Raw genomic sequence first — 25,478 nt, forward strand, 5'->3', positions numbered from 1 at the left:
CACACCGCCCGCAACCGCGCCGCCGCCGCCCGATTCTCCGACCGGGTCCCCCCCAATCCGGGCCATCACCGCCTCAGAAGCCGCCGACACCGGCGGCTCCCAATACTCGTGATACCCCGAACCGAACATACGTTCGAACATACCCCACCCACCGACAAGATCTAGTTGCGGTGGATCGGAGGGATCGCGGGCTTAATCCCGGCGGATCTCGACACCCCAGAGGACGCGGCGCACAGTCGCACCGAAGCTGCGGCGCTGGACGGCAGGCTCAGCGGCGGGCGCCGCTGCAGGCTCCGGCTCGGGCTCGGGCTCGGGCTCAGCTTCCGGCTCAGGCTCCGCTTCGGCCTCAGGTTCCGGCTCTGCCTCCGGCTCCGCTTCAGCCTCCGGCTCAGGCTCGGCTTCACCCTCCGGCTCAGGCTCGGGTTCAATCTCAGGCTCGAGTTCCGCCTTAACCTCGGGCTCGGGCTCCGCTGCGGCCGCGGACTCGGCTTCCGGCTCTGTCTCGGCTTCAGCCTCCGGCTCGGCTTCTGCCTCAAGCTCGGGCTCGGACTCGACTTCAGCCTCAGGCTCCGCTTCGGCCTCCGCCTCAGGCTCGGGCTCGGCTTCGGCCTCGGGTTCCGGTTCTGGCTCGGCTTCGGCCGCAGACTCAGCTACAGCCTCAGGCTTGGCCTCAGCCGCCGCCTCAGGCTCAGCCTCCGCCTCGTCGACATCGCCGACGGCCTGGGCATCCTCGGCCTCATGCTCACCCGCGACGCTCGCGGCAGCGACGATGCCGCTGCCCTTTGCGGCCGCGACCAACTCTTCGGCAAGCTCCTCGACCGGGCTCTCCTCAAGATCGGTCTGGTTACCGCCGAGGGTGGCCGGATCTTCACGGCCCTTTGGCGCCAACATGATGTAAACCACCGCGCCGATGAACACGAACACCGAGGTGAACGAGTTCACCCGGATTCCGGCGATATGCGTGGCGGTGTCGTCGCGCAGCAGCTCGACCCAGAACCGGCCAACGCAATACCCGGCGACATACAAGGCGAACAACCGCCCGTGGCCCAGCTTGAACCGCTTATCGGCCCACAGCAGGAGCACGAATACGAGCAGGTTCCACAGCAGTTCGTAGAGGAACGTCGGCTGCACGACAGCGGCCACCTGGCCGGTGGAAACCCCGTCGAGGGAGTGCACGTCGACCATGCCCGACGAGTCGCGCCGGTAGAAGATCTCCATCCCCCACGGCAGCGTCGTCTCGCGCCCGTACAGCTCCTGATTGAAGTAGTTGCCGAGCCGGCCGATCGCCTGCGCCAGGATGATGCCCGGTGCAATCGCGTCACCGAAGGCCGGCAGCGGAATCCCCCTGCGGCGGCACGCAATCCAGGCACCGACGCCGCCGAGTGCCACCGCACCCCAGATACCGAGGCCGCCGTCCCAGATGCGCAGCGCCGCGCCGATTCCGGCGCCACCTTCACCGAAGTACGTCCGCCAGTCCGTCATCAGGTGATACAGCCGGCCACCGATCAGACCGAACGGCACCGCCCAGAGCGCGATGTCGTAGATGACGCCACGCTCGCCACCGCGGGCCTCCCAGCGGCGATCACCGATGACCAACGCCGCGATGATGCCCGCGATGATGCACAGCGCGTACGCGCGGATCGGGATCGGACCCAGGTGCCAGACACCCTGAGACGGGCTCGGGAAATAGGCCAGCACAGTCGTCGTCACGAAGCAGGCACCTTCTGTCGCACACCAACGGCCAACTCTTCGGTCAGCGCCCGCACCGCCGAAACCCCGTCGGTCAGCGCCGACACCAACGCGGATCCGACGATCACCCCGTCGGCGAACGCTGCGATCTCGGCGGCCTGCTCACGCGAGCGCACACCCAGACCCACTCCGACCGGGATGTCCGAGACTTCCTTCACCCGGTGCACGAGCTCCGGCGCGGCGCTCGACACGACGTCACGCGCACCGGTCACACCCATCGTCGACGCGGCGTAGACGAATCCGCGGCAGGCCTGCACCGTGCGCGCCAGCCGCTCCGGCGTCGATGACGGCGCCACCAGGAAGATCCGGTCGAGGTTATGGGCCTCGGACGCGGCGAACCACTCGTCGGCCTCGTCGGGGATCAGGTCGGGGGTGATCATGCCCAGTCCCCCGGCCGACGCCAGGTCCCGAGCCCAAGCCTCAATGCCGTAGTGCAGCATCAGGTTCCAGTACGTCATGACCACCGGGCTGCCGCCCGCGGCGCTGATCGCCTCGACCGCGCGCAGCGAATCACGGACCCGGACGCCACCCTGCAACGCGGCTTCGGTCGCCGTCGCGATGACGGGGCCGTCCATCCCGGGATCGGAGTACGGAACCCCGACTTCGATGATGTCGCAACCAGATTCGGTCATCGCCACCATGGCCTCGATGGACGTCTCGACGTCCGGGTAGCCGGTCGGCAGATACCCGATCAGAGCGGCCCGGCCGTCGGCGCGGCAGGCATCGAACACCGAACCGAGCCGCCCCGGCTGGCTGTGCTGAACGGTCACGAGTCCCCCTTGGCCGGGCCGTCCATCAACCCGAACCACTTGGCTGCCGTTTCGACGTCCTTGTCACCGCGACCCGAGAGGTTGACCAGGACGATCGAGCCGGTGCCCAACTCTGCCGCCAGCTTCACCGCACCAGCCACCGCGTGCGCCGACTCGATGGCCGGGATGATGCCCTCCATCCGGCACAGCAGCCGGAAGGCGTCCATGGCCTCGACATCGGTGATCGGGTAGTACTCGGTGCGGCCGATGTCCTTGAGGAACGCGTGCTCAGGACCGACGCCGGGGTAGTCCAAACCGGCTGAGATCGAATGGGATTCGATGGTCTGGCCGTCCTCGTTCTGCAGCAGATACGAGTACGAACCCTGGAACGCGCCTTTCGTGCCACCGGTGAAAGTGGCTGCGTGCCTACCGGTTTCCACACCGTCGCCGGCCGCCTCGTAGCCGACCAGGCGAACAGCCGGATCGTCGATGAACGCGTGGAAGATGCCGATGGCATTGGAGCCGCCACCGACGCACGCGGTCACCGCATCCGGCAACCGGCCGGCCTGGGCCAGCATCTGGGTGCGGGCTTCCAAGCCGATGACGCGCTGGAAGTCGCGCACCATCAGCGGGAACGGGTGCGGGCCGGCCGCGGTGCCGAAGCAGTAGTAGGTCTCGTCGGCGTTGGTAACCCAGTCCCGGAACGCGTCGTTGATGGCGTCCTTCAGGGTCTTGGATCCGGACTCCACCGACACCACCTCGGCACCGAGCAGGCGCATCCGCGCCACGTTCAGCGCCTGGCGCGCGGTGTCCACCGCGCCCATGTAGATCACGCACTCCAGACCCAGCAGCGCGCACGCCGTCGCCGTGGCCACACCGTGCTGGCCGGCGCCGGTCTCGGCGATCACCCGGGTCTTGCCCATCTGCTTGGCCAGCAGCGCCTGACCGAGCACGTTGTTGATCTTGTGCGAGCCGGTGTGGTTGAGGTCTTCGCGCTTGAGGAAGATGCGCGCCCCACCGACGTGCTCGGACAGCCGGACCGCCTCATACAGCGGCGACGGGCGCCCCGCGTAGTGGGTCTGCAGGTTGTCGAGCCGGTCCAGGAACGCCTGATCGGTGCGGGCCTTCTCGTAGGCCGCGGTCACCTCTTCGATGACCGCCATCAGCGCCTCGGGGACATACCGTCCGCCGAACACCCCAAAATGGCCGCGGGCATCGGGATCGTGGGTGGTGGGCTCGGCGACGGCCGCACTGGTACGCGGCACGTTCGGAGTCGAGATGTCAGCCACGACTCAGCGGGCGGGTTTGGGGCAGGACGGATGGGCTCCCGCAGTCACCAGGTCAGCCACCGCACCACGGGGATCCCCGCTGGTGACCAGACCTTCGCCGACCAGCACCGCGTCGGCGCCGGCACCGGCGTAGGCCAGCAGGTCGGCGGTGCCGCGCACGCCGGACTCGGCGACGCGGATGATGTCCGACGGCAAGCCCGGCGCGATCCGCGCGAAGCAGTCCCGGTCCACTTCCAGCGTCTTGAGGTCGCGGGCGTTGACACCGATGACCTTGGCCCCGGCCTGCAACGCCCGGTCCGCCTCCTCCTCGGTGTGCACCTCGACCAGAGCCGTCATGCCGAGGGATTCGGTGCGCTCCAGCATCGACTCCAGCGCCGGCTGCTCGAGGGCCGCGACGATCAGGAGCAGCATGTCCGCGCCGTGCGCGCGGGCCTCATGGATCTGGTACGGCCGGACGATGAAGTCCTTGCGCAGCACCGGAATTCTGACCGCCGCACGCACCGCGTCGAGGTCGGCGAGCGACCCGTGGAAACGGCGCTCCTCAGTGAGCACGCTGATCACCCGGGCGCCGCCGCTCTGATAGGCGCGGGCCAATTCGGCCGGGTCTGCGATGTTGGCCAGCTGGCCGCGTGACGGGCTGGCGCGCTTGACTTCCGCGATGACCGCGATCCCCGGCGCGCGCAGTGCCGCAAGCACGTCGAGCGGGGCGGGGGCGGACTCGGCGGCTGCCTTGACCTCGTCGAGGCTCACAATGGCCTCGCGGGCGGCAACGTCAGCGCGGACTCCCTCGATGATGGAGTCGAGCACGGTTGCCGAACTCATGCCAGTCGGGTCCCTTCTTGCCGGTTCTGACCGTGACATTGATGTCCGTGAAAGGGTAGCCGCTCCATACGTGTCACCCGTCACCGACCCTCGGTGTTGGACTCGGTCGGATCGTGGCCCTCGTCGAGGGCATCCCACATGGTCCGCTCCGACACTTCCCCGCCCTCGGCGACCGTTCGTCGCGCTCCCGGAGCGGCGTACTTGGCGGCCGCCTGCCGGGCGGTGCCCGCTGAGCGCATCATCAGCACAGCGGCCAGTAGCGTGCAGGCGGCAGCCGCCAGCGTCACCACGGCGCCCAGAGAGTGCCGCTCACTGCCCACCAGGGACGCCACCGGCACCTGCGCCAGCTCCGCGGCGCGCGGCGCGATATCGGGCATCACGATCAAGCTGACACCCAGATAACCCAGCACCAGGCTCACCGCCGCCACCAGCACCGCAACCACCCGCAGGCCCCAGCCGTGCACGGCCAGGCCGGCCACCGCGGCGGCCAGCAGCAACACCGCCATCGGCACCAGGGCGTTCGACCACGTCGCCCCGTTCAGGGTCGACGTTTTGGGCTGGCCGAGGCCGTCGGACGACGTGATCGCCGCCCACGGCAGTCGCGAGGCCACCCACAGGCCGATCGCCGAGATGACCAACAGCAGCTGCCCGATCCGGATCACGGGGCGCCCAGGGTCTCGGCAGCGGCGATGGCGTTGAGCACCGCCTTGGCCTTGTTAGAGGCCTCGTTGTACTCGTAGGGCCCGTTGGAGTCCGCGACGACGCCGCCACCGGCCTGGACGTAGGCCGTCCCGTCCCGCATCAGGGCGGTGCGGATCGCGATCGCGAAGTCGGCGTTGCCGGCGAAGTCGAGGTAGCCGACCACCCCGCCGTAGAGCCCGCGACGGGTCTTCTCGACCTCCTCGATGAGCTCCATCGCCCGGACCTTCGGGGCGCCGGTGAGGGTGCCAGCCGGGAAGCACGCCGTGACCGCGTCCAGTGCGGTGCGGTGCTCGGCCAGCAGGCCGGTGACCGTCGACACCAGGTGCATGACGTGGCTGTAGCGCTCGATGTGGCTGTAGTCCTCGACCCGCACCGTGCCCGGCACGCACACCCGGCCGAGGTCGTTGCGGCCCAGATCGACGAGCATCAGGTGCTCGGCGCGTTCCTTCTCGTCGGACAGCAGTTCCTTTTCCAGCAGCTGGTCTTCCTCTTCGGTCTGGCCGCGCCACCGGGTCCCGGCGATGGGATGTGTTGTGGCCCAACCGTCCTGCACTGTCACCAGCGCCTCGGGGCTGGAGCCGACGATCGAAAAAGCCGTTCCGCCAGACTCATTCGGAATCTGCAGCAGGTACATGTAGGGGCTCGGGTTGGTCACCCGCAGCATCCGGTAGACGTCGATCGGGTCGACGTCGGTGTCCATCTCGAAGCGCTGCGAAGGCACCACCTGGAAGGCCTCGCCGGCCTCGATCTCCTTGACCAGACGCTCCACCACGGCGCTGTACTCCTCCAGCGTCCGCTGCGACCGCTGCCGGGGGGCGGGGCGGGAGAACGTGGCGACCGTGGACGGCAGCGGCTGACCGAGCGCCTCGGTCATCACGTCGAGGCGGGTGACGGCGTCGTCGTAGGCCCAGTCGACCCGTTCGTCGCTGCCATCCCAGTTGACCGCGTTGGCGATCAGGGTGATGGTGCCCTCGTGGTGGTCGACGGCGGCGATGTCGGTGGCCAGCAGGAGCAGCATGTCGGGCAGCCCGAGGTCGTCGACGACCAGTTCCGGCAGGCGCTCGAGGCGGCGGACGAAGTCGTAGGCGAAGAAGCCCACCATCCCGCCGGACAGCGGCGGCACACCGGCCAGCGGTCCGGTGGACAACAACTCGACGGTCTGACGCAGCGCCTGCAGCGGGTCACCGCCGGTGGGTGCACCCTTCGGCGTGGTCCCCAGCCATACCGCCTGGCCGTCGCGGACCGTCAGCGCCGAGGGCGCTCCGGCGCCGATGAACGACCACCGCGACCATGACCGGCCGTTCTCAGCAGACTCGAGCAGGAACGTTCCCGGGCGGTTGGCGGCCAGCTTTCGGTACGCCGACAGGGGTGTTTCGCTGTCGGCAAGCACCTTGCGGGTCACCGGCACCACGCGATGTTCGGCGGCCAGGACCCGGAACTCGTCGCGCGTGGTCGTGACGGCGAGGTTGGAATGCACGGCTACATCTTCCCAGACTCACCGCGTCTGATTTACCGGCGTAGCCTGGTCACCCATGAAACGTGGTGACCGTGTAGCCGACTTCGAACTGCCGGACCAGACCGGCACTGTGCGCTCGCTGAGCAGCCTGCTCGCCGACGGGCCGATCGTGCTGTTCTTCTACCCCGCCGCGATGACACCCGGATGTACCAAGGAGGCCTGTCACTTCCGGGACCTGGCATCGGAGTTCGCCGCCATGGGCGCCTCCCGGGTTGGCATCAGCACCGACGAGGTGGACAAGCAGGCGAAGTTCGCCGAGTCGCAGCGCTTCGACTACCCGCTGCTCTCGGATGCCGACGGTGCGGTGGCCACGGCGTTCGGCGTCAAGCGCGGGCTGCTGGGCAAGTTCCTGCCCGTCAAGCGCACGACGTTCGTCATCGATACCGACCGCACCGTCCTGGAGGTCATCTCCAGCGAGGTCAACATGGACACCCACGCCGACAAGGCGCTCGAGGTGCTGCGGGCCCGCAAGACGGCGTAGAGCTGCCGCCCAGTGGCCACTTGCGTCACGCTTCGGCGCGTTTTGCGTGACGTAACTGGCCACTCGTGGCGGGGTGTGTGGCGGGGTGTGTGGGGCTCAGCGCTTTTGCGTGACGTAACTGGCCACTCGTGGCGGGGTGTGTGGCGGGGTGTGTGGGGCTCAGCGCCGACCGCGTTTGGGCGGGTCGGGTTTGCGGGCGACCTTGCCCGCGGCGGCGCGGGCGGCCTGGCGGGCCAGCGTCTTCTCCCGCGCAGTGCGTTTAGGTGTCGGCTGGGTCTGGCCGCGCGACGAGCTGGGCTTGCGGCCCCGCACGATCCCGATGAACTCCTCGACGAGCTCGCTCTGCGGACCGGCCGGGACGGCCAGGGCCACCGGACACGCGGGCGCGTCGGCGATCGGGCGATAGGTCAGGTCCTTGCGATGGTACAGCCGGGCCAGTGACTGCGGCGCGATCAGGACACCCAGCCCGGCAGCGACGAGTTCGATTGCCGCCTCAGTAGTTTCGGGCCGGTGATCGATCGGGACGCCCGGAGCCGACGGCCAGTCCACGACGTCGTCGAGCGGGATCAGCCGCGACTCGTCGGCCAGGTCGTCAGGGCTGACCTCATCGACAGCTGACAGGAGGTGGTCGGCGGGGACGACCACCACCGTCGTCTCGTCGTAGAGCGGGATGACGGCCAGCCCGGTGGCATCGGTCGGCAGCCGCAGCAGGGCCACGTCGACGACTCCGGAACGCACCGCATCGGCGGCCTGCGCCGCGGTGAGTGCCGTCAACGTCAGCGGTGTGTCCGGGTGGCGTTGTGCCCAGTTGCGCGCCCACTTCGCCGGTGTCCCACCCGGGACGTACCCGACGGTGATGCGGGGCGCGGTCACCGCATCAGGTTACCGATACCCTTGACGGCATGAGCAGGCCTGATGCGCAGTCCATGAAGCCGGCGACGGCAGCCAAGAAGCTGGACGTGTATCTGCCGGCGACCCCGGAGGACTTCCAGCAGAACGCCATCACCCGCACCGAACTGGAGGCGCTGGCGGCCGACCCGCCGCAGTGGCTCAAGGATCTGCGCAAGAACGGGCCGCACCCGAAGAACCTGGTCGCCGCCAAGCTCGGTGTGTCGATCGCCGGGCTGGCCCGCGGCGGGGTGACCGAGGCGCTGACCACCGAACAGATCAACGCGCTACTGGCGGACAAGCCGGACTGGCTGGTCGCCGAACGCGAGAGCTACCAGAACGTCCTCAGCGAGGAGCGCCGGCTCAAGGCGCTGCGGGCGGAGAAGGCGAAGAAGTAGCTATTCCTCGCCGATCAGCAGGTCGGCGTCGAAGCAGCTGTGATCGCCGGTGTGGCAGGCCCCGCCGACCTGATCGACTTCGAGCAGCACCGCGTCACCGTCGCAGTCCAGGCGGACGCTGTGCACGTGCTGGGTGTGCCCGGACGTCGCACCCTTGACCCAGTACTCGCCGCGTGAGCGCGAGTAGTAGGTGGCTTCCCGGGTTTCCAGGGTGCGGGCCAGCGCCTCGTCGTCCATCCAGGCGATCATCAGCACGTCGCCGGTGCCGCGCTCCTGGGCGATCGCCGCGAACAGGCCGTTGGCGTCGCGCTTGAGCCGTGCGGCGATGGCGGGGTCCAGGCTCATCGGACCACGATTCCTTCCCCCGCCATGGCCGCCTTGACCTCACCGATGGTCAGCTCGCGGAAGTGAAAGACGCTGGCCGCCAACACCGCATCGGCACCGGCCTGAACGGCGGGCGCGAAGTGCTCGACGGCCCCGGCGCCACCGCTGGCGATCACCGGCACGGTCACCGCCTTGCGCACCGCCTTAAGCATCGTGATGTCGAAGCCGGCCTTGGTGCCGTCGGCGTCCATCGAATTCAGCAGGATCTCCCCCACACCCAACTCGGCTCCGCGGGTGGCCCATTCGACGGCGTCGATCCCGGTGCCCTGGCGGCCGCCGTGGGTGGTCACCTCCCAGCCCGACGGGGTTGGCTGCGAACCCTGAGGAACGGTGCGGGCGTCGACGGACAGCACGATGCACTGTGAGCCGAACTGGCGGGACAGCTCAGCGAGCAACTCGGGGCGACCGATCGCCGCGGTGTTCACCGACACCTTGTCGGCACCAGCGCGCAGCAGCGAATCCACATCGGCCACCGAACGCACCCCGCCGCCGACGGTCAGCGGGATGAACACCTGCTCGGCGGTGCGGCGCACCACGTCGAGCATGGTGGCCCGCCCCGACGACGACGCCGTGACGTCCAGGAAGCACAGTTCGTCGGCGCCCTCGGCGTCGTAGGCCGCGGCGAGTTCGACGGGATCGCCTGCATCACGCAGGTTCTCGAAGTTCACACCTTTGACCACCCGCCCGGCGTCAACGTCCAGGCAGGGAATCACGCGTACTGCTACGTCCATTACCGGTAGCCCTCCGGGGAGCCCACTCGATCCACAATTTCCATCAGGTGTTCGTGCACCCCCGGGGCCGCCGCGAGCGCCGAGCGCGACGTCGCGGTCCACGGTTCGCCCGACAAGTCGGTGACGACTCCCCCGGCCGCCCGCACCAGCGCCACCCCGGCCGCATGGTCCCAGATGTGGTGGCCGAAACTGATGGCACCACCCAGGATTCCGGCGCTCACGTAGGCGATATCGATGCCGGTGGCACCGTGCATCCGCATCTTGGAGCACACCCGGCTCAGTTCTTCCAGGACCGCCAGCCGGTAGCGCCCCGGGAAGCGGCCACCCCAGTCGACGTTGAAGGTGCCGATCCCGATGACGCACTGCGCGATATCGCCGCGGCCGATCGGCGGCTGCGCCACCCCGTTGAAGTAGACCGGGCCACCCTGCACCGCGGTGTAGCGCTGGTCGGTGAACGGCAGCCAGGTCAGGCCCGCCACCGGTTCGCCGTCGCACAGCAGGCCCAGCAGGATCGCCGCCATCGGCGAACCCGCCGCGTAGTTGAAGGTGCCGTCGATCGGGTCCAGCACCCACACCAGTGGCGAATCGATGTCCGCGCCGCCGAATTCCTCGCCGTGCACACCGATTCCGGTAGCTGCCTCCAGCGCCTCGACCACTTGGCGCTCGATGGCCAGATCGACCTCGGTGGCGAAGTCGTTGCCCTTCTTCTGCACGGCAGAGTCGGCCCGGTGGCCCGCGACGAACGGCTTGGCCGCCTCGTCGAGGATCGCCGCGGCCTGCGCCACGAGGGCGTCGAGATCCACTACCGGCTCACCGCGGCCAGCGCCTCCGGCAACGTGAAGCGACCCGCGTACAACGCCTTACCGACGATCGCGCCCTCCACACCGCTTCCGGTCAGCGTCGCGATGGCCCGCAGATCATCCAGGCTGGATACCCCACCGGAGGCGATCACCGGGGCGTCGGTGCACTCGGCGACACCTTCGAGCAGATCGAGATTGGGTCCGGTCAGCGTGCCGTCCTTGGTGACGTCGGTGACGACGAACCGCGAACATCCCTCGCTGTCAAGGCGTTCCAGCACCTGCCACAGGTCACCGCCGTCGGTCTCCCAGCCACGGCCACGCAGCCGGTGCTCGCCCTCGACGATCTGTACATCGAGGCCGACCGCGACCTTGTCACCGTGCTCGGCGATCGCGGCCGCACACCACAGCGGGTTCTCCAGTGCGGCGGTGCCGATGTTGACCCGCGCGCAGCCGGTGGCCAGCGCCGCCTTGAGCGACTCGTCGTCGCGGATACCGCCGGACAGTTCGACCTTGACGTCCAGCTGACCGACAACCTCGGCCAGCAGTTCGCGGTTGGAGCCGCGACCGAATGCCGCATCCAGGTCGACCAGGTGGATCCACTCGGCGCCGTCGCGCTGCCAGGTCAGCGCGGCGTCGATCGCCGAGCCGTACTCTGTCTCGCTACCGGCCTTGCCCTGCACCAGGCGGACCGCCTTGCCGTCGACCACGTCAACGGCAGGAAGAAGAATCAGTGCCACTCTTAAAGCCCCTCAACCCAATTCGCGAGCAGCGCCGCCCCGGCGTCGCCGCTCTTCTCCGGATGAAACTGTGTGGCCGACAACGGGCCGTCCTCGACGGCGGCCAGGAACCGCACGTGATGGGTGGCCCATGTCAGCAGCGCGTCGGATGCGCCCTCCCACTCCTGCGCCGCGTAGGAGTGCACGAAGTAGAACCGGGTATCGGCGTCCAGACCCTTGAAGAGCGCACTGCCGGGTGCGGCCTCGACGACGTTCCAGCCCATATGCGGGATGACCGGGGCATCGAGCCGGGTTACCGAGCCCGGCCACTGTCCGCAGCCCACCGACTCGACACCGAACTCCACACCGCGCGCGAACAGGATCTGCATCCCGACACACACTCCGAGCACCGGCCGGCCAGCGGCCACCCGGTCGGCGATGATGCGCTCACCGCCGATACCCCGCAACCCGGTCATGCAGGCTTCGTAGGCGCCCACACCGGGAACCAGCAGACCATCGGCCGCCAAGGCGCGGTCGGCATCCGCGGTGACCTCGACGTCGGCGCCGACCCGTTCCAGCGCACGCTGCGCCGAGCGCAGGTTGCCCGATCCGTAGTCGAGCACCACCACCGATTTGGCTGTCACAGTGCGCCTTTGGTGGACGGCACACCGGCCACCCGCGGGTCGGGCTCGACGGCCTGCCGAAGCGCACGGGCCACTGCCTTGTACTGCGCCTCGGTGATGTGGTGCGGGTCGCGGCCGTACAGGGTGCGCACGTGCAGCGCGATACGGGCGTTGAACGCCAGCGACTCGAAGACGTGACGGTTCACCACGGTGTGGTATGGCACGCTGGAACCCGCAATCGTGAACTCCACCATGAACTCCGGCTCGCCGGTGTGCACGAAGTACGGCCGGCCGGACAGGTCGACGGCGGCATGCGCCAGGGTCTCGTCCATCGGGATGTAGGCGTCACCGAAGCGGCGGATGCCCTTCTTGTCGCCGAGGGCCTGACCGAGTGCGGTGCCTAGCACGATCGCGGTGTCCTCGATGGTGTGGTGACCCTCGATGTCGACGTCCCCGCGGGCGGTGACGGTCATGTCGAAGCTGGCGTGGGTGCCCAGTGAGGTCAGCATGTGGTCGAAGAACGGCACCCCGGTGTCCACCCGGACATCGCCGGTTCCGTCAAGGTCGAGTTCGACGACGATGTCGGATTCCTTGGTCTTGCGTTCGACCTTCGCGCGGCGGGCGGGGCTGTCGATGGCAGTCATGGTGCTCCTATGTGAGCCAGTTCGGTGGCGGCCAGCCGTGCGCTGGCAGCCAGGAAAGCGTCGTTCTCGTCGGCCAATCCGATGGTGGTGCGCAGATATCCGGGGATCCCGACGTCACGGATGAGGATGCCGTTGTCCAGGTAGCGCTGCCAGGCGGCCGCGGCGTCGGCGAATTCACCGAAGAGGACGAAGTTGGCGTCGCTGGGGATCACCCGGTAGCCCTGCTCCTCGAGTGCGGCGCTGACCCGGTTTCGTTCGGCGATGAGTTCGGCGACGCTGGCCAGGGTGTCGTCGGCGTGCCGCAGTGCCGCGCGGGCAGCGGCCTGGGTGACCACCGACAGGTGGTAGGGCAGCCGGACCAGGAGCACGGCGTCGATGATCGCCGGAGCGGCGACGAGATAGCCCAGCCTGCCGCCGGCGAAGGCGAAGGCCTTACTCATCGTGCGGCTGACGATCACCCGGGTCGGGTACTCGTCGATCAGCGCAATGGCGCTGGGCTGGCTGGAGAACTCGCCGTAGGCCTCGTCGACAATCAGGATGCCGTGCGTCATCGCGTCCAGCAGGCGGCGCAGGTCGTCGAGCGGAATGCTCTGTCCCGACGGGTTGTTCGGGCTGGTCACGAAGACCACGTCGGGATTCCGGTCGGCGATGACCGCCACGGCGGCGGGCACGTCGAGGCTGAAATCGCTGGCCCGCGTCGACTCGATCCACTCGGTCTGGGTGCCATTGGAGATGATCGGGTGCATCGAGTACGACGGCACGAAGCCGATCGCGGAGCGGCCGGGTCCACCGAACGCCTGCAGCAGCTGCTGCAGGATCTCGTTGGATCCGTTTGCCGCCCAGAGGTTCTCGACACCCACCGGAACACCGGTCTGGGTCCGCAGGTAGGCGGCGAGGTCGCGGCGCAACTCGACCGCATCGCGGTCGGGATAGCGGTGCAGGTCGGCGGCGGCGGCCTGCACCGAGCGCGCGACATCGTCGATGAGCGCCTGGCTCGGCGGGTGCGGGTTCTCGTTGGTGTTCAGCCGCACCGGAACGTCGAGTTGCGGTGCGCCGTAGGGCGACTTGCCGCGCAGGTCGTCGCGCAGCGGCAGATCGGACAGACCGATGCCGGCGCCGGGCACCGTCATCTCTCGAACCTCCGGCGGACCGCCTCACCGTGGGCGGGCAGGTCCTCGGCCTTGGCGAGGGTGATGACGTGACCGGCGACGTCCTTGAGGGCGGCCTCGGTGTAGTCGACGACGTGGATACCGCGCAGGAACGTCTGCACCGATAGTCCACTGGAGTGCCGCGCACAGCCCGCGGTGGGCAGCACGTGGTTGGAACCAGCGCAGTAGTCACCCAGGCTCACCGGCGACCACGGCCCGACGAAGATCGCCCCGGCCGCACGCACGCGGCTCGCCACCTCGTTGGCTTCCACGGTCTGGATCTCCAAATGCTCTGCGGCATAAGCGTTCACCACCCGAAGACCAGTGTCGATGTCGTCGACCAGGACGATGGCCGACTGCTTGCCGGTCAGCGCCTCGGTGACCCGCTCACGGTGCACGGTGGTCTGCAGCTGATCGCCCAGCTCGATGTCGGTGGCATCGGCCAGGGCCACACTGTCGGTGACCAGCACGCTGGCGGCCATCACGTCATGCTCGGCCTGGCTGATCAGGTCGGCAGCGACATGCACCGGATCGGCGGTGTAGTCGGCCAGGATCGCGATCTCGGTCGGGCCTGCCTCGGCGTCGATACCCACCTGAGAGCGGCAGATGCGCTTGGCGGCGGTGACGTATATGTTGCCCGGCCCGGTGATCATGTCCACTGGTGCCAGTTCGGTGCCGTCGGTGTCGGTGCCGCCGAAGGCCAGCAGTGCGACCGACTGCGCGCCGCCGACGGCCCACACCTCGTCCACACCGAGCAGCCGCGCGGCGGCGAGGATGGTCGGGTGCGGCAAGCCACCGAATTGGGCCTGCGGCGGGCTGGCCACCACCAGCGATTCGACGCCGGCGGCCTGGGCCGGCACCACGTTCATCACGACACTGGACGGGTACACCGCGTTGCCGCCCGGCACGTAGAGGCCGACCCGCTCGACCGGAACCCAGCGTTCGGTGACGGCGGCGCCGTTGTCGAACAGCGTGGTGGTGTCGGTGCGCCGCTGATCGGCGTGCACCGCACGGGTCCGCTCGATGGCCACCTCGAGGGCGGTGCGCACCGCCGGGTCCAGATCAGCCAGCGCGTCGGCCAGTGCCGACTCGGGCACCCGCACCGCCTGCGGCCGCACCCCGTCGAACTTCTCGCCGGACTCCAGTGCCGCAACAGCGCCGCGGGCGGCCACATCGTCGACGATGGGACGCACCGTCGGAACGACCGCGTCGACGTCCACCCCGCCCCGGGGCAGCGCTGAGCGCAACTGGGCGGCGGTCAGGTGTGCACCGCGCAGGTCGATCCGGGACATCGCGAAGCTGGTCATCCCTGCAATTGTCCCGTATCGGTGCACCCGAATAAAAATCGATTGGGCACCGGCGGGCACAGCCCCGATACTGCGGTAATGCAATGGGACCTGTGGTTGGCGTTCATCGGCGCCTCGATCGCGATCAGCGTCTCCCCCGGAGCCGGTGCGATCCAGTCGATGTCCACCGGTCTGAGCTGCGGTCTGCGCCGCGGTTACTGGAGTATCACCGGCCTGGAGATCGGGCTGATGGTGCAGCTGGCGGCGGTGGCCGTGGGGCTGGGCGCGGCCGTGGCCCAGTCCGTCGTCGCGTTCACCGTGATCAAGTGGATCGGGGTGGCCTACCTGGTGTTCCTGGCCGTGCGGCAATGGCGAATCCGCCCCGGCGACCTCGGCGAGCAACTCAATGCGTCAGCGGACTGCGGGCGATTGTCCCTGGTGGTGCGCGGGTTCCTGGTCAATGTGACCAATCCGAAGGGCCTGGTGTTCCTGCTGGCGGTGCTGCCGCAGTTCGTGGTGCCGACGGCGCCGCTGCTACCCCAGTATCTGGCGATCGCGGCGACGATGGTGGTGGTCGACCTGGTGGTGATGGGCGCCTACACCGGGCTCGCCGCCCGGCTGCTGCGGTGGCTGCGCACCCCGCGTCAGCAGACGATCATGAACCGCACCTTCTCCGGGTTGTTCGCCGCGGCGGCCGTGGTGCTCTCCCTGGTGCGCCGCGCCGCCACGACGGCATGATGGTCGCCATGGCGACCAAAGATCACCCCAACAATGCCCCCGGCGTGCCGATGAAGGTTCCGGTGTGGGCGGAGAACTTCCAGATCAAGTACCTCAACCCGATCATCCAGCCGCTCGCCAAGTACCTGCCGGGCATGGCCGTCATCAAGCATCGCGGCCGGACGTCGGGCACGCAGTACGAGACGGTCGTGACGCCCTACCGGACCGGCAACACCGTGGTGATCATGCTGATCCACGGAAAGACGAACTGGGTCAAGAACATCCTGGCCGCCGGTGAGGCCGATATTCATGTCAAGGGCGAGGACCTGCATCTGGTCAATCCCCGGGTGCTGCCGGCCGGCTCCGACGAACCGGGTCTGCCGCGTATGGCCCGCACTCAGCTACGGCGGGGCGTCGGGGCCTTCGCGGCCGATATCGCCTAGCGGCTCACAGGTCCAGGCCGACGTCGAGGACCCGCACCGAGTGCGTCAGCGCGCCGACGGCCAGGTAGTCCACCCCGGTGCCGGCGTACTCGGCGGCGGTGTCCAGGCTCAGCCCGCCGGATGACTCCAGCAGCACTCCGGGGGCACGGGCGTCGCGGCGCTGAACGGCGATCTGGGTCTGCCAGACCGGGAAGTTGTCCAGCAGGATCAGCTGCACATCCTCGGCGAGCACCTCGTCGAGCTGTTCGAGAGTGTCGACTTCGACTTCGCACGGCAGATCCGGCGCTGCCGCCCGAACGGCGTGCAGGGCGGCCACGACCGATCCTGCGGCCGCGACATGGTTGTCCTTGATCAGGGCGGCGTCGCCGAGACCCATCCGGTGATTCACCCCGCCGCCGACGCGGACCGCGTACTTCTGCAGGGCACGCAGGCCGGGCAGCGTCTTGCGGGTGTCCCGGATCTTCGCGTTGGTGCCCTCGACGGCGTCGACCCAGGCGGCGGTGGCCGTCGCGATCCCGGACAGGTGGCAGACGAGGTTCAGCAACGTGCGCTCGGCGGTCAGTAGGCCGCGGGTGGGCCCCTGCACCCGCAGCAACGTCGAGCCGGCCTCCAGGCGGGTGCCGTCGTCGACCCGCTCGAGGACCTGGTAGCCATCGGCGCCGAGGACCTCATCGAGCACCAGCAGCGCCACATCGATGCCGGCGGCCACCCCGGGTTCGCGAGCGACCAGGGAGGCGACGGTGGTGGCGTCCTCGGGCACGGTGGCCACCGTGGTGACGTCGGGCCCGTAGCGCAGATCCTCGTCGAGGCCGCGGCGAATCGTGCTCAGCGCTTGCGCGCGCTCGTCGTCGGTCAGTGTCATGACAGGCAGGCGGTGGCCGGTTCGGCATGCAGGCTACGGCTGAACGCCTGCGCCGGATCGGTGTCCGGGTAGTCACTGCGGTGGTGGCAGCCGCGGGATTCGGTGCGGGCCAGCGCAGCTGCCGTGACGACGCGGGCGGTGGCCGTCAACGCGACGTCTTCGAAGTCGGCGCGGCTGGTCAGCCGGCGGTCCGTCGCCGTCGACAACAGTTCGGTGAGCGTCTGCAGCCCACCGCCGTCCCGAACCACCGAGGCGTAGTGCGTCATCGCCGACTGCAAAACCCGTCGATCCAGCGAATCACGCTGCACCGGTGTCGCTTTCGCCAGCGGCACACCGGCACTCTCGGCGTGTGCGGCCGCCAGCCTGCCGGCCCGGCCACCGACCACCAGGCCTTCCAACAGGCTGTTGGACGCCAGCCGGTTGGCGCCGTGCATGCCGGTGCGGGCCACCTCACCGGCGGCGAACAAGCCGGGAAGTTCGGTACGGCCGTACACGTCGGTGAGCACCCCGCCGCAGCTGTAGTGCGCGCCGGGAACCACCGGAATCGGTTGTGCCGTCGGGTCGATTCCCGCGGCGAGGCAGGCCGCGGTGACCGTCGGGAAGCGGCGCTCGAGGTCGTCGATCGACCGCGCGTCGAGGAAGACGCACTCGTCGCCGGTTTCGCGCAGCCTGGCTTCGATGGCCGCGGCGACCACGTCGCGCGGAGCCAGATCACCCATCGGGTGCACCCCGGCGGTAACCGACTGTCCGCGGGCGTCGCGCAACACCGCTCCCTCGCCGCGCAGCGCTTCGGTGATCAGCGGCCTACGCCCGCCGGCGTCCCGGCTGAACAGCATGGTGGGGTGAAACTGGACGAACTCGACGTCACTGACCCCGACACCGGCCCACAGCGCCAGCGCGATGCCGTCACCGGTGGAGCCCTCGGGATTGGTGGTGGCGCTGTACAGATGGCCCGCGCCGCCGGTGGCCAGGATGACCGACGGGGCGTGCACCACACCGAGCCCGTCGGAGTTACGCACCAGCACTCCGGTGACGGCGGCACCGTCGTGCAGGATCTCCAGTGCCACATGGTTGCGCCGGATGTCGAGGGTGGCCGCAGCGTGATTGAGGGCGCGCTGCACCTCGGCCCCGGTCGCGTCGCCACCGGCGTGGATGATGCGGCGCATGGAATGGCCGCCCTCGCGGGTCAGCGCCCACTGGCCGGGTGCGCTCTCGTCGAAACGGGCACCGTCATCCACCAGATCGGCCACCGCGCGGTAGCCGTCGGCGACGATCGAACGCACGGCGTCCGGGTCGCACAGACCCGCACCAGCCGCAAGCGTGTCGCGGACGTGAGCCTCCACGGAGTCCTCGGTATGCGGCAGGACCACCGCGATGCCGCCCTGCGCGTAGAACGTCGCCGTGTCATCGGCCTTGCTGACGATGACGGTGCGACGGCCCTTGCGGTGCGCCGCCAGCGCGGCGGCCAGGCCGGCCACGCCGGTGCCGATCACAACGACATCGGCGCGCTGCTGCCAGTCGAGGCCCGCGCTGTTGGCACCGCAGGCCGCGGGGCGTGTCATTCCCCGCCGCCAGGTTGACCGATCTCGATCATCCGCTGCACGCTGGCGCGGGCCAGGCGGGCGGTCTCGGGATCGACGTCGACTTCGTCGGCGGCCTCGATCAGGCAGCGCAGCAGGGCGGCAGGCGTGATCATCTTCATGTACTTGCAGGACGCCCGATCGTTGACCGCCTGGAAGTCGATACCCGGTGCGGCACGGCGCAACTGGTGCAGCATGCCGACCTCGGTGGCCACCAGGACCTGCTTGGCGTGCGACTCCTTGGCCGCGTCGAGCATCCCGCCGGTGGACAGGATCTTGACCCGGTCAGCCGGGAAGGCACCCTCACCGGCCAGATACAACGCCGATGTGGCGCAACCACATTCGGGGTGGACGAACAGCTCGGCGTCGGGGTGGCTGCGAGCCTGATCGGCCAGCTCGTCACCGTTGATGCCGGCGTGCACGTGGCATTCACCGGCCCAGATGTGCAAGTTCTCCCGGCCGGTGACCCGGCGGACGTGGGCTCCCAGGAATTGATCGGGGCAGAACAACACCTCGCGATCGGCGGGGATGGAGGCCACCACCTCAACGGCGTTCGACGACGTGCAGCAGATGTCGGTCAGCGCCTTCACCGCGGCCGTGGTGTTGACGTAGGACACCACGACAGCGTCCGGGTACTCGGCCTTCCACGCCCGCAGTTCGTCGGCCGTGATGGAGTCGGCCAGTGAGCAGCCGGCCCGCTGATCGGGGATCAGGACGGTCTTGTCCGGGCTCAGAATCTTGGCCGTCTCGGCCATGAAGTGCACACCGCAGAACACGATGGTGTCCTCGGGGGCGTCGGCCGCGATCCGGGACAGCGCCAGCGAGTCACCGACATGATCGGCCACATCCTGGATGGCAGGCAGCTGGTAGTTGTGCGCCAGGATGGTCGCGCCGCGCAGTGTCGCCAGCCGGCGCACCTCGGCAGCCCACTCCTCGTCACCGATCACGCCGGTGTAGCCACCGGGGCCGTCGGTGATATGCGCGGCCAGGCCGTTGGCGGCCGCATCCGCACGATCCAGGACGGTCATTGCCGCCTCCTGTCTGGTGTCCGGGGTTTTCGACTTATAATCGAAAACATGGGTCATACTAGCACTGAACATGAAGTGCTCGCCGTCGTATTCCAGGTTGGTGACGTCACCTCCCGGAAACCCGCGCTCAACGTGCTGTTATGGCAGCGGGCGCTGGATCCCGAGCGCGGCAAATGGGCCCTGCCCGGCGGCCGACTGCGCGACGACGAAGATTTGACGACGTCAGTTCGCCGGCAGCTTGCCGAGAAGGTCGACGTGCGTGAGATCGCCCACTTGGAGCAACTCGCGGTGTTCTCCGATCCGGGCCGGGTGCCCGGCGTCCGCACCATCGCCTCCACGTTCCTCGGCCTGGTGCCCTCCCCCGCGACCCCCGAACTGCCGCCGGACACCCGGTGGCACCCGGTGAACGCGCTGCCCCCGATGGCCTTCGACCACGGACCCATGGTGGCCTACGCCCAAGCCCGCCTGGTGGCCAAGCTGTCCTATACCAATATCGGATTCGCCCTGGCACCAAGGGAATTCGCCCTTTCCACGCTGCGTGATATCTACGGCGCGGCACTGGGCTACCAGGTTGATGCGACCAACCTGCAGCGGGTGCTGGCCCGCCGGGGCGTCATCACCCCCACCGGAACCACCGCTCACCCGGGCCGCAGCGGGGGCCGGCCGGCCGCGCTATATCGCTTCACCGACTCCCAGATCCGGGTCACCGACGAGTTCGCCGCACTGCGTCCACCCGGGTGAGTCGACTGGATTCTTAGACCCTTCTTAAGGTAAGAAGGTTTGCGATGACTGTTGCTGCCGGGGCCCCGAGCCCTGAATGGATCGGCCGCGCACCGCACGAGGAGCTCGTACGGGGTGGCCGTCCGGTGCTGCCCAGCAACGACCCGTTCTACGAACCGCCGGCCGGCTTCGAGCACGCCGAGCCGGGCACGGTGCTGCGCTCCCGCGACGTCGAACTGGGCTTTCTCGGGCTGGTTCCGCAGCGGGTGAACGCCACCCAACTGCTGTACCGCTCGCACGATCTCAACGGCAACCCGCAGGCCGCCGTCACCACGGTGCTGGTGCCCGCCGGCCACAGCCCCGAGCACACCCGCCACGTGGTGTCCTACCAGTGCGCCATCGATGCGGTGTCCTCGCGCTGCTTCCCGTCGTATGCGATGCGCAGGCGGGCCAAGGCGGTCGGTTCGCTGGCTCAGCTTGAATACCTGCTGGTGGCTGCCGCCCTGGCCGAGGGCTGGGTGGTGTCGGTACCCGATCACGAAGGTCCCGACGGCATGTGGGGCGCCCCGCACGAGCCCGGCTATCGGGTGCTCGACGGCCTGCGCGCCACCTTGAACTTCGAACGGTTCGGTTTGGCCAAGGACACCCGGGTCGGCCTGTGGGGCTACTCCGGCGGCGGGCTGGCCAGCGCCTGGGCCGCCGAGGTGCACGCCGAATACGCGCCCGAACTCAATATCGTCGGTGCCGTGCTGGGCTCCCCGGTGGGCGATCTGGGCAACACGTTCCGCAGACTCAACGGCTCCAACCTGGCGGCGCTGCCCGCGCTGGTGGTCTCGGCCCTGGCCAAGACCTTCCCCGACCTCAACCGGGTGATCGAGGAGCACGCCACCGAGGATGGCCGCGCGCTGCTGGCCAGCCTGGAACGGATGACCACCCTGGAAGCCATCATCCGGCTGTTCCGCAAAGACATGGACGACCTGGTGCGCCCGCCGCTCGATGAGGTTCTCGAGATGCCTGAGGTGCAGGACGTTTTCGCCAGCATCAAGCTGGGCGGCACCGCGCCGAGCCTGCCGGTGCTGATCGTGCAGGCGGTGCACGACTCGGTGATCGCGGTGGAGGACATCGACGATCTGGCGCAGACCTATTACGCCGGTGGCGCGCAGGTGACCTACCACCGCGACATGTTCAGCGAGCACATGCTGCTGCACCCGATGTCGGCCCCGATGACGTTGCGCTGGCTGACCGACCGGTTCGCCGGGCGGCCGCTGGACGCTCACATCATCCGCACGCACTGGCCGACACTGCTCAACCCGATGACCTATGCCGGGATGTGGCGCCTGGGCGGCATCGTCACCCGGGTGATGTCGGGTGGCCGCGTTCCGTTCCGCCCGCTGTAATCCGTTACGGGCACAGCATTCCCACCAGTGCCGCGACGGTGTCCGGGTCACCGACCGGTGCGGGCAACCCCTCGGGGCGTCGGCCCCACAGCAGAAGCGTCCGTGCCGCGGGATGGCAGACCACCGCCGGGTAGTCCCCCCGCTCGCCGGCAAGCGTGACGCTCGTGACCGCACCGCCCGTCACCGCCACATCGCGTGCGCCGCAGGCGCGTAACAGGATCGTCCGGTGCGGACCGGAGCGGGCCGGAAAGACGTTGGGCCGCATACCTGTCACAGTGTTGACGGCGTGATCCCCCAACCGCGGATCGCTGAGCAGGTCGACACCGAGATCGTCGGAGCCGACCAGATCCCAGCGGTGCAGCACGAGCTCGCTCTCGATATGTGCCACCAGGGTCGCCGCATCCAGGCGTACGCCGGTGAACCACACCTGGGCTCCGGCTTCGGCCAATCGCTCGGTGGCCGCCGCAGCCCGCAGTGCTTCGCGAAAGAACGCCTCCCGCACCACTTCTGGGGCCAGTGCGCGATAGGGCGATTCCCGTTCTTCAAAGTCCCGGGTCGGCCGACTCGGGCCCCCTTCGAGCTCACCATCGACCACGTCGGCGATCTCGGCCGATCCGGCCGCCAGGTGAGCAGTCAATTCGTGGACCGACCAGCCGGCACATGCGGTCGGAGCGTCAGGCTTCACCGATAACAGCGCGTCGACGAAGGCGTTGACAACCTGAGTGTTCATGGCACTAACCACACCATCGGCGGAGCCGGGGTGCTGGCGGGTTTGCGACGTCTAGGGTTGCGCGGGAATCGGGAGCGCGGGATGCTCCTGCGCCGGCCACGCCCCGAGGTCGTCGCGCGGGGTGGCCACCGCGATCAACGCGTAGGTCAGGGCCGCGATCGCCGCCGGGAACAACAGCGTGGTGGCGATCTGCAACGGCCCGTGCGCGAAGAACACCGGCGGCGCCTCGGTGAAGTAGTAGACGCGGTTCTCCGGCGTCACCGGGGCCGTCTCGAACGGGACGGCGCCGTAGCGCCAATGCACCAGTGCCGCACCGACTCCGGCGGCAGCAGCCGCAGCCGCCACCGATCCGGCCCACAGCGCCGTCACCAGCACCGGCCCGCGATGCGCCCGCCACTGCCACACCAGGACCGCGGCGATGATCGCCAGTGGCGTGAGCATGCCGATCAACATGGCTGCCGCCACGAACAGGTGATCGGACTCGCTACCCAGATACGTCTGGATGCGCTGACCCGACCGGGTCAACGCCACCACGCCGTGTGCCGGCGGGGCCAGCCAGGACCACAACGCACCCACAAGCGCACCGGCCACGGCCAACCCGACCACCACGGTGACCGCAGCCTGCCGCCGGGAGAACCGCGGAGCCGAGACGCTCATCGCTCCGTCTCCAGGTCCTTGGAGTCCACGTGGCCGTGCCGGGAACACTCGGCCCACCAGCCGTCCGGACGGACCTGCACCACCATCCGCCGGCCGCATTCGGCACAGAACCGCGGCGGCTCGAGGCCCAGCTGAGCGGCGGTCGGCACCGCGCTGCCCGCCTGCGCCCCGGTGTAGACGTTGTAGATCCCGGCGCCGACCGGCGCGGGCAACTGCGCGACCATCTCCACTACAGGCTGGCGTTCAGAGCCTTGATCGGCATCTGCAGATCATCGAGCAATTCGAGATCAGCCTCGGCGGGCCGCCCCAGCGTGGTCAGGTAGTTGCCGACGATGACAGCGTTCACACCGCCCAGGATGCCCTTCTTCGCGCCGAGGTCACCCAGGGTGATCTCCCGGCCGCCGGCGAAGCGCAGCATCGTGCGCGGCAGTGCGAGGCGGAACGCGGCCACCGCCTTGAGCGCCTCGGCGGCGGGCAGCACCTCGAGGTCACCGAACGGCGTGCCGGGACGCGGGTTCAGGAAGTTCAGCGGCACCTCGTGCGGATCGAGCTCGGCGAGGTTGGCGGCGAACTCGGCGCGCTGCTCCAGCGTCTCGCCCATTCCGAGGATGCCGCCGCAGCACACCTCCATCCCGGCGTCGCGGACCATCTGCAGCGTCTCCCAGCGCTCCTCCCAGGTGTGGGTGGTGACCACGTTGGGGAAGAACGACTTCGCCGTCTCCAGGTTGTGGTTGTAGCGGTGCACACCCATCTCGGCCAGCCGGTCCACCTGCTCCTGGTTGAGCATGCCCAGCGAGCAGGCGACGTGGATCTCCACTTCGTTGCGGATGGCCTCGATACCGGCGGCGACCTGGGACATCAGCCGCTCGTCGGGGCCACGGACAGCAGCGACAATGCAGAACTCGGTGGCGCCGGTCTTGGCGGTCTGCTTGGCGGCTTCGACGAGGCTCGGGATGTCCAGCCAGGCGCTGCGCACCGGCGAGGAGAACAGACCCGACTGCGAGCAGAAGTGGCAATCCTCAGGGCAGCCGCCGGTTTTCAAGCTGATGATGCCCTCGACCTCGACCTCGGGACCGCACCAGCGCATCCGGACCTCATGGGCCAGGGCGAGCAGTTCTTCGAGCCGATCGTCGGGCAGCTGCAGGACTTCGAGGATCTGCTCCTGGGACAGGCCCTCACCGCGCTCGAGAACCTGTTCCCGGGCCGATGCCAATACGTCCACAGCTGCCTGCGTCACCGGCGCGCTCCTCCTGCTACGTGTCGAACTTGAACAGCGTTCAGGTTAGAGTAATCGCGTGCAGCTGCACAAACGCGACGTGGTGGCCAAGGCCGCCGCCATCCTGGACAACTACGGCATCGCCGACCTCACGATGCGCCGGCTCGCCCGCGAGCTCGACGTGACGCCCGGCGCGCTGTATTGGCATTTCGCCAACAAGCAGGAACTGCTCGGCGCCGTGGCCGACGAGGTGCTGGCCCCGGCCTGCGCGGAGCTGCCCGCTGCCGGCTGGCGAGAGCGCATCGAGCTGGTGTGCCGGGCCCTGCGCGATGCTCTGCTGTCGCATACCGACGGCGCCGAACTGGTGTCGGCGAGTTTCGCGGCCGGGCAATCCCGCGCCGTCGAGCACATCCTGGGCGTGCTGGCCGAGGCGGCCGGTGAAGCCGGCGTAGACCCCGGACACCGGGTGCAGGCCGCGCGGACGGTGTTGCACTACGTGCTGGGTGTCACCGCCGACGAACAGTCCCGGCTGCAGTGGGACGCCGCCGGGGCGGATCTGCCCGATCAGCAGTCGGTGCTCTCGTCGGATCCGTCGGCGGGGTTCACCTTCGGCCTGCAGCTGCTGACCGACGGGCTGGCCGCCCAGCGGCTGGCCACCGCCGACGCGCCCTAACCGATCAGCATGGTTTCGACCCGCTGGTCACCGTCCCAGCGGCGCAGCCCGACGATGCGGGCGCTGATATCGGCGCAGAGCCCGTCGATGACCTGGATCGCAGTGCCGATCTGCTCCGGGGTGAACCGGCGGCCCAAGGTGACGTGCGGGGTCCAGCGCCCGGGTGCACTGTGCCCATACGGCTCCCCCGGCACATGCGCCAGGCAGCGTTCGTAGACCTCACGGTGCAGGTCCAGAAGCTGCTCCGAGGCCACGCCGAGCCGGGCCAGGGTGAGCCGTCCGCCCCCGAAGATCAGCGGCGCTCCCACCAGGACGGCCAGCGGGAAGGACGGCTCGAGTTTCAGCAGAGAGTCGTCGACTTCCGGCGCGATCCGCTCGGCGGCGATCAGCGTGATGTGGGGGCGGTTGGACGCCGACTTCACCCGCACCTGGCTGGGCAATCCGGCGTCATCGAGCGCCGTCCAGACCTGGCGGATCGCGGCGTCGCTGCGGTCGTCGAGCAATACCTCGATCGAGTGCGCCATCGGGT

The 25,478-nt window shown here is 69.0% G+C and carries 30 protein-coding genes; 7 read left to right on the top strand and 23 right to left on the bottom strand.

The genetic code is table 11. From position 1 onward, the window contains the following. Positions 1–192: 192 nt before the first annotated feature. The 6 genes from BN3385_RS21080 to BN3385_RS21105 all read right to left on the bottom strand — a co-directional run bounded on the left by BN3385_RS21080 (position 193) and on the right by BN3385_RS21105 (position 6,788). Positions 193–1,710: a prolipoprotein diacylglyceryl transferase gene (locus BN3385_RS21080; RefSeq protein ID WP_059019678.1), complete on the bottom strand. Its 1,518-nt coding sequence runs from the start codon at positions 1,708–1,710 to the stop codon at positions 193–195. Next, the gene (gene trpA, locus BN3385_RS21085; RefSeq protein ID WP_059019681.1) at positions 1,707–2,519 is read right to left on the bottom strand and encodes a tryptophan synthase subunit alpha; all 813 of its coding nucleotides are present in this window, start codon (positions 2,517–2,519) and stop codon (positions 1,707–1,709) included. Before trpA ends, BN3385_RS21080 begins: the two co-directional genes overlap by 4 nt. After that, positions 2,516–3,787, bottom strand: coding sequence for a tryptophan synthase subunit beta (gene trpB, locus BN3385_RS21090; RefSeq protein WP_059019683.1), 1,272 nt, complete (start codon positions 3,785–3,787; stop codon positions 2,516–2,518). Before trpB ends, trpA begins: the two co-directional genes overlap by 4 nt. A gap of 3 nt (positions 3,788–3,790) precedes the next feature. After that, positions 3,791–4,609 (bottom strand): indole-3-glycerol phosphate synthase TrpC, encoded by an 819-nt coding sequence (gene trpC / locus BN3385_RS21095; RefSeq protein ID WP_059019685.1) that lies wholly within the window; start codon positions 4,607–4,609, stop codon positions 3,791–3,793. Positions 4,610–4,689: 80 nt separating this feature from the next. Further along, positions 4,690–5,271, bottom strand: a complete 582-nt coding sequence (locus BN3385_RS21100) for a TIGR02234 family membrane protein (protein ID WP_059019686.1) — start codon at positions 5,269–5,271, stop codon at positions 4,690–4,692. Continuing rightward, a complete protein-coding gene (locus BN3385_RS21105) occupies positions 5,268–6,788 on the bottom strand; it encodes an anthranilate synthase component I (RefSeq protein WP_059019688.1) in 1,521 nt (506 codons plus the stop codon). The genes BN3385_RS21100 and BN3385_RS21105 overlap by 4 nt, the downstream gene beginning before the upstream one ends. Positions 6,789–6,843: 55 nt before the next feature. Here BN3385_RS21105 and BN3385_RS21110 point away from each other — a divergent pair, with 55 nt between their 5' ends. Continuing rightward, on the top strand, positions 6,844–7,308 hold the full coding sequence (locus tag BN3385_RS21110; RefSeq protein ID WP_059019690.1) for a peroxiredoxin: 465 nt from the start codon (positions 6,844–6,846) through the stop codon (positions 7,306–7,308). Positions 7,309–7,467: 159 nt separating this feature from the next. Here BN3385_RS21110 and BN3385_RS21115 read toward each other — a convergent pair whose 3' ends face one another. Continuing rightward, positions 7,468–8,181 (bottom strand): LysR family transcriptional regulator substrate-binding protein, encoded by a 714-nt coding sequence (locus BN3385_RS21115; RefSeq protein WP_059019692.1) that lies wholly within the window; start codon positions 8,179–8,181, stop codon positions 7,468–7,470. A 29-nt stretch (positions 8,182–8,210) separates the two neighbouring features. On the opposite strand from BN3385_RS21115, the gene BN3385_RS21120 reads away from it, so the two are divergent. Then, entirely contained in the window at positions 8,211–8,594 is a 384-nt protein-coding gene (locus BN3385_RS21120) for a DUF5997 family protein (RefSeq protein ID WP_059019694.1), read from the top strand. Here BN3385_RS21120 and hisI read toward each other — a convergent pair whose 3' ends face one another. From hisI to hisD, 8 genes are read right to left on the bottom strand one after another with little or no spacing between them, the layout of a single operon-like run. Further along, positions 8,595–8,939, bottom strand: coding sequence for a phosphoribosyl-AMP cyclohydrolase (gene hisI, locus BN3385_RS21125; protein WP_059019696.1), 345 nt, complete (start codon positions 8,937–8,939; stop codon positions 8,595–8,597). It lies immediately after the preceding gene. Beyond that, positions 8,936–9,709 carry an imidazole glycerol phosphate synthase subunit HisF gene (hisF, locus tag BN3385_RS21130; protein ID WP_059019698.1) on the bottom strand — a complete coding sequence of 258 codons (774 nt, stop codon included), beginning with the start codon at positions 9,707–9,709 and terminating at the stop codon, positions 8,936–8,938. Before hisF ends, hisI begins: the two co-directional genes overlap by 4 nt. Next, positions 9,709–10,512, bottom strand: coding sequence for an inositol monophosphatase family protein (locus tag BN3385_RS21135; protein WP_059019700.1), 804 nt, complete (start codon positions 10,510–10,512; stop codon positions 9,709–9,711). Before BN3385_RS21135 ends, hisF begins: the two co-directional genes overlap by 1 nt. Continuing rightward, positions 10,512–11,246 (bottom strand): bifunctional 1-(5-phosphoribosyl)-5-((5-phosphoribosylamino)methylideneamino)imidazole-4-carboxamide isomerase/phosphoribosylanthranilate isomerase PriA, encoded by a 735-nt coding sequence (priA, locus tag BN3385_RS21140; RefSeq protein WP_059019702.1) that lies wholly within the window; start codon positions 11,244–11,246, stop codon positions 10,512–10,514. Before priA ends, BN3385_RS21135 begins: the two co-directional genes overlap by 1 nt. Before the next feature lie 2 nt (positions 11,247–11,248). Continuing rightward, positions 11,249–11,869, bottom strand: a complete 621-nt coding sequence (hisH, locus tag BN3385_RS21145; protein WP_059019704.1) for an imidazole glycerol phosphate synthase subunit HisH — start codon at positions 11,867–11,869, stop codon at positions 11,249–11,251. Beyond that, positions 11,866–12,492, bottom strand: a complete 627-nt coding sequence (hisB, locus tag BN3385_RS21150) for an imidazoleglycerol-phosphate dehydratase HisB (protein WP_059019705.1) — start codon at positions 12,490–12,492, stop codon at positions 11,866–11,868. The genes hisH and hisB overlap by 4 nt, the downstream gene beginning before the upstream one ends. Continuing rightward, positions 12,489–13,622 (bottom strand): histidinol-phosphate transaminase, encoded by a 1,134-nt coding sequence (locus tag BN3385_RS21155; protein WP_059019707.1) that lies wholly within the window; start codon positions 13,620–13,622, stop codon positions 12,489–12,491. Before BN3385_RS21155 ends, hisB begins: the two co-directional genes overlap by 4 nt. Then, positions 13,619–14,947, bottom strand: coding sequence for a histidinol dehydrogenase (gene hisD, locus BN3385_RS21160; RefSeq protein ID WP_059019709.1), 1,329 nt, complete (start codon positions 14,945–14,947; stop codon positions 13,619–13,621). Before hisD ends, BN3385_RS21155 begins: the two co-directional genes overlap by 4 nt. Positions 14,948–15,025: 78 nt before the next feature. Between hisD and BN3385_RS21165 the strand changes: the two genes are divergently transcribed. Both BN3385_RS21165 and BN3385_RS21170 read left to right on the top strand, forming a co-directional pair. Then, positions 15,026–15,664, top strand: coding sequence for a LysE family transporter (locus BN3385_RS21165; RefSeq protein WP_059019711.1), 639 nt, complete (start codon positions 15,026–15,028; stop codon positions 15,662–15,664). An 8-nt stretch (positions 15,665–15,672) separates the two neighbouring features. Continuing rightward, a complete protein-coding gene (locus BN3385_RS21170) occupies positions 15,673–16,086 on the top strand; it encodes a nitroreductase family deazaflavin-dependent oxidoreductase (RefSeq protein WP_059022267.1) in 414 nt (137 codons plus the stop codon). A gap of 4 nt (positions 16,087–16,090) precedes the next feature. Here the strand turns inward: BN3385_RS21170 and nadC are convergent, their stop codons facing one another. The 3 genes from nadC to nadA are packed head-to-tail and all read right to left on the bottom strand — an operon-like array spanning position 16,091 to position 19,556. After that, entirely contained in the window at positions 16,091–16,948 is an 858-nt protein-coding gene (nadC, locus tag BN3385_RS21175; RefSeq protein WP_059019713.1) for a carboxylating nicotinate-nucleotide diphosphorylase, read from the bottom strand. Beyond that, the gene (locus BN3385_RS21180) at positions 16,945–18,510 is read right to left on the bottom strand and encodes an L-aspartate oxidase (RefSeq protein WP_059019716.1); all 1,566 of its coding nucleotides are present in this window, start codon (positions 18,508–18,510) and stop codon (positions 16,945–16,947) included. The genes nadC and BN3385_RS21180 overlap by 4 nt, the downstream gene beginning before the upstream one ends. Further along, positions 18,507–19,556 (bottom strand): quinolinate synthase NadA, encoded by a 1,050-nt coding sequence (nadA, locus tag BN3385_RS21185; RefSeq protein WP_059019718.1) that lies wholly within the window; start codon positions 19,554–19,556, stop codon positions 18,507–18,509. Before nadA ends, BN3385_RS21180 begins: the two co-directional genes overlap by 4 nt. A 48-nt stretch (positions 19,557–19,604) precedes the next feature. On the opposite strand from nadA, the gene BN3385_RS21190 reads away from it, so the two are divergent. Both BN3385_RS21190 and BN3385_RS21195 read left to right on the top strand, forming a co-directional pair. Next, positions 19,605–20,297: an NUDIX hydrolase gene (locus BN3385_RS21190; RefSeq protein ID WP_059019720.1), complete on the top strand. Its 693-nt coding sequence runs from the start codon at positions 19,605–19,607 to the stop codon at positions 20,295–20,297. A 44-nt stretch (positions 20,298–20,341) separates the two neighbouring features. Then, on the top strand, positions 20,342–21,673 hold the full coding sequence (locus tag BN3385_RS21195) for a lipase family protein (protein WP_059019722.1): 1,332 nt from the start codon (positions 20,342–20,344) through the stop codon (positions 21,671–21,673). A gap of 4 nt (positions 21,674–21,677) precedes the next feature. Here BN3385_RS21195 and BN3385_RS21200 read toward each other — a convergent pair whose 3' ends face one another. From BN3385_RS21200 to bioB, 4 genes are read right to left on the bottom strand one after another with little or no spacing between them, the layout of a single operon-like run. After that, positions 21,678–22,403 carry a maleylpyruvate isomerase family mycothiol-dependent enzyme gene (locus BN3385_RS21200; RefSeq protein ID WP_059019724.1) on the bottom strand — a complete coding sequence of 242 codons (726 nt, stop codon included), beginning with the start codon at positions 22,401–22,403 and terminating at the stop codon, positions 21,678–21,680. A 51-nt stretch (positions 22,404–22,454) separates the two neighbouring features. Further along, complete coding sequence (locus BN3385_RS21205; protein WP_059019726.1) at positions 22,455–23,060, bottom strand: DUF2567 domain-containing protein; 606 nt, start codon at positions 23,058–23,060, stop codon at positions 22,455–22,457. Then, the gene (gene bsaP / locus BN3385_RS21210; RefSeq protein WP_059022270.1) at positions 23,057–23,284 is read right to left on the bottom strand and encodes a biotin synthase auxiliary protein BsaP; all 228 of its coding nucleotides are present in this window, start codon (positions 23,282–23,284) and stop codon (positions 23,057–23,059) included. Before bsaP ends, BN3385_RS21205 begins: the two co-directional genes overlap by 4 nt. A 5-nt stretch (positions 23,285–23,289) precedes the next feature. Continuing rightward, positions 23,290–24,297 carry a biotin synthase BioB gene (gene bioB, locus BN3385_RS21215; RefSeq protein ID WP_059019727.1) on the bottom strand — a complete coding sequence of 336 codons (1,008 nt, stop codon included), beginning with the start codon at positions 24,295–24,297 and terminating at the stop codon, positions 23,290–23,292. Positions 24,298–24,355: 58 nt separating this feature from the next. Here bioB and BN3385_RS21220 point away from each other — a divergent pair, with 58 nt between their 5' ends. Next, entirely contained in the window at positions 24,356–24,949 is a 594-nt protein-coding gene (locus tag BN3385_RS21220; protein WP_059019730.1) for a TetR/AcrR family transcriptional regulator C-terminal domain-containing protein, read from the top strand. On the opposite strand, the gene BN3385_RS21225 is transcribed toward BN3385_RS21220, so the two are convergent. Continuing rightward, positions 24,946–25,473, bottom strand: coding sequence for a 2'-5' RNA ligase family protein (locus BN3385_RS21225; RefSeq protein WP_059019732.1), 528 nt, complete (start codon positions 25,471–25,473; stop codon positions 24,946–24,948). The genes BN3385_RS21220 and BN3385_RS21225 overlap by 4 nt on opposite strands. Between the last annotated feature and the right edge of the window lie 5 nt (positions 25,474–25,478).

It is taken from the genome of Mycobacterium sp. M26 (assembly GCF_001494595.1).
Classification (GTDB): domain Bacteria; phylum Actinomycetota; class Actinomycetes; order Mycobacteriales; family Mycobacteriaceae; genus Mycobacterium.